Origin of the sequence: Limnospira sp. PMC 1279.21 (assembly GCF_032349615.1) — a bacterium.
Classification (GTDB): Bacteria; Cyanobacteriota; Cyanobacteriia; order Cyanobacteriales; family Microcoleaceae; genus Limnospira; species Limnospira fusiformis.
In genome coordinates, this window is record NZ_JARPLU010000315.1 from 1 (window position 1) to 2,728 (window position 2,728).

At 41.7% G+C, this 2,728-nt stretch carries 3 protein-coding genes and 1 pseudogene; 1 reads left to right on the plus strand and 3 read right to left on the minus strand.

Annotation, left to right across the window (positions count from 1 at the left end):
- The first annotated feature begins 452 nt into the window (after positions 1–452).
- Positions 453–1,571 carry an ABC transporter permease gene (locus tag P5683_RS24000; protein WP_084831806.1) on the plus strand — a complete coding sequence of 373 codons (1,119 nt, stop codon included), beginning with the start codon at positions 453–455 and terminating at the stop codon, positions 1,569–1,571.
- A gap of 17 nt (positions 1,572–1,588) precedes the next feature.
- Here P5683_RS24000 and P5683_RS24005 read toward each other — a convergent pair whose 3' ends face one another.
- The 3 genes and pseudogenes from P5683_RS24005 to P5683_RS26595 form a co-directional block, all read right to left on the minus strand.
- Positions 1,589–2,059 (minus strand): DNA phosphorothioation-associated protein 4, encoded by a 471-nt coding sequence (locus P5683_RS24005; RefSeq protein ID WP_006616424.1) that lies wholly within the window; start codon positions 2,057–2,059, stop codon positions 1,589–1,591.
- Positions 2,060–2,334: 275 nt separating this feature from the next.
- Positions 2,335–2,463, minus strand: coding sequence for a WG repeat-containing protein (locus P5683_RS24010; protein WP_006624898.1), 129 nt, complete (start codon positions 2,461–2,463; stop codon positions 2,335–2,337).
- A gap of 126 nt (positions 2,464–2,589) precedes the next feature.
- Positions 2,590–2,679 (minus strand): annotated as a pseudogene (locus P5683_RS26595) (WG repeat-containing protein); the annotation flags it as partial.
- Between the last annotated feature and the right edge of the window lie 49 nt (positions 2,680–2,728).

The following is a 2,728-nucleotide window of genomic DNA, read 5'->3' on the forward strand; positions in this document are numbered from 1 at the left end:
AACCCGTCAATAATTAAGATTTGTTGCTAAAGGATATGCACCAATCGTCCCGTATGCTAAGACTGAATGGAGTGCATATTGAGCGTGACGGTACGACTATTGGGTTAAGTAAATCCCGATTATCGCAGTTAGGATAGGGGTTTGAGTCATACTATTCTCACAGTATTAAGTCCGGTAGTGATTTGATCAGCCATCTTATTAGGAGGAAAAGTTAGTGGTTTATTAGGAGTAATTTTAGCTATTCCCATCACTGGGGTAATTAAGAGCATTATTGAAATCATCTTTAACCCTCAGTTACCACCCCAAGCCGGTTCCTTTTTTACTAATCTTCCCCAAGATATCGACAACTCTCCTAACTTACAGGTTTCCGAAATCACTAATGATGGGAATGGATAAAGATGCTGCTGGGATTGACCTGTAATGTCATTAACCCCCACCAGCGGTAATCTCTTATGCTAACATCAGATGTTATAGATAGATATGCAGGTGAGGTTAATAAGTTTATGAAATGGTGGCAAAGACTACAAAAAAATCCCTTGGCAAAATTGGGCGCGGGAATACTGATTCTGTTTTATATTATGGCGATCGCTGCTGATTTTGTCGCTCCCTATAATCCCTATAATTCACAATTAGACGGATCCCTATTACCCCCCACCCCAATTCATTGGGTCAACCCTCAAGGAGAATTTATCGGACTCCATGTTTATCCCACAACTCAGGGACCCGTTGATATTGAAACAGGTCAAAGACAAACTATAGTAGACTGGGAACAGCCTTCTCCTCTGCGGTTATTCGTCAAAGGAGACCCCTATAAAATTTTAGGTTTAATTCCCTTTGACCTTCATCTTTTTGGCGTAGTGGGTCCAGCCTATATTAACCTCATAGGAACCGATGAACAAGCCCGCGATCAGTTGAGTCGCTTAGTTTTTGGTAGTCGTATCAGCCTCAGTATCGGTTTAGTCGGAATTGCTATTGCTTTCCCCTTGGGTATGTTGGTTGGGGGAATTTCCGGCTATTTTGGTGGCTGGATTGATACTATATCCATGCGATTAGTGGAAGTTTTAATGACTATTCCCGGACTTTATTTATTAGTAGCTTTAGCAGCAGTCCTTCCTCCCCAACTTTCCAGCGCCCAAAGGTTTTTACTAATTGTAATTATCATTTCATTTATTAGTTGGGCGGGACTAGCTAGAGTCATTCGGGGACAGGTTCTCTCTATTAAAGAACGCGAATTTATCCAAGCGGCTAGGGTAATGGGGGCTCAACCAATTTATACTATTATCCGTCATGTACTCCCCCAAACAGCTACCTATGTGATTATTTCGGCTACCCTGACCATCCCCAGTTTTATTATTTCTGAGTCCGTGCTTAGTTTAATTGGCTTGGGTATTCAACAGCCAGATCCTTCCTGGGGGAATTTACTTTCTTCTGCTACTAATGCTTCCATTTTGGTGCTACAACCTTGGCTAATTTGGCCGCCAGCATTGTTGATTATTTTAACCGTTTTAGCATTTAATTTACTGGGAGATGGTCTCCGAGATGCCCTCGATCCTAGAAGCATACAACGGTAAGAGTGACCGCCGCTGAATTAGCCTAAAAATTGACTCAGATCAAATTCTGATTCCGGTTTTTTGAAGCGATCGCGTTCCGACATCAGCAATAATAACAGGCGATCGCCATAATCTACCGCCCCCCTAAATTCTTCTCGTAAAATTTCTAGTCCACCATTGGCAAATTCTTCAAAAATTTTCACTCTTTCTGCTTCCAATTCTGGGTCAAAAGGTGAGATTGTTTTGCTGTCCTTAGTATGGGCGATCGCTATCAGTTTAATTACCCAATCATAACCCCTCGAAATGAATATCTCTAGGGAAATAGGCGCGGGATCTCTCTGAGAAACAGCCTCAATCGGTACTCGCTTTTGGTGGCGGATACCTACAGAGGCGGCGAATACTATTACATCTGCATAGGTCTGAAACGGGCCGCTTTTGTTTTCGGATTCGGTTAAATCTCGCACTAGGTCTGCTTTATCTTTAGCGACTCTAACCCTGTTAATAGCCATTGTTTAATCGAATGTGAATTAATTTTAACTATAGTTTAAGCTAAAACTAGCACCAATCAACATCATTTCTTGACCCTGGCTACACACTACTGTATTTTCCCTTCTTGCTAACTCACCCTCCCCTCAGCATTATCGAAGCTATCACCACTGAAAACTCTTTTAATCTCATCAACATCAGATGATATTCAAGGTTTAGCAATATATCCATATTTCCCCCCGCGAACAATTCTCAAAGATTCTGGAGGCATTCCTTGACTTGCTTCCCCCCAGCTTCCTCAATCGTAGTGACCGTTTAACTGTACTACAGCCAACCCCTCAGAAAAAGGTTCAGCCCCATAAAATTGAGGTTGAATAATTGTTTTTCCCGTAGTATCTACATAACCATAACGCAGAGGTTGAATCAAATTACCAACCTTCCCTTCTCCAGTTCCCCAGGGGGCTAATCCCTCAGAAAATTGTAAATATCCTAACCCATTTGGTACAATTGACGTGAGATTTCCACTGGTATCAACCAGATAATATTGGTCGCCTTTAACAACTTTAGCAACTCCATAAATAAAATTTTCAGCCCGCCCAAATTCTGGCTGTATTACCCAATCACCATCCCGATTAATATACAGCCTTTATCTCAATCATTAAGCACAGTAACAACACTTGGTAAACCAGTTC

Coding starts and splice junctions, on each gene's coding strand:
- P5683_RS24000 (WP_084831806.1), top strand. CDS start 453: ATGCTAACATCAGATGTTATAGATAGATATGCAGGTGAGGTTAATAAG.
- P5683_RS24005 (WP_006616424.1), bottom strand. CDS start 2,059: ATGGCTATTAACAGGGTTAGAGTCGCTAAAGATAAAGCAGACCTAGTG.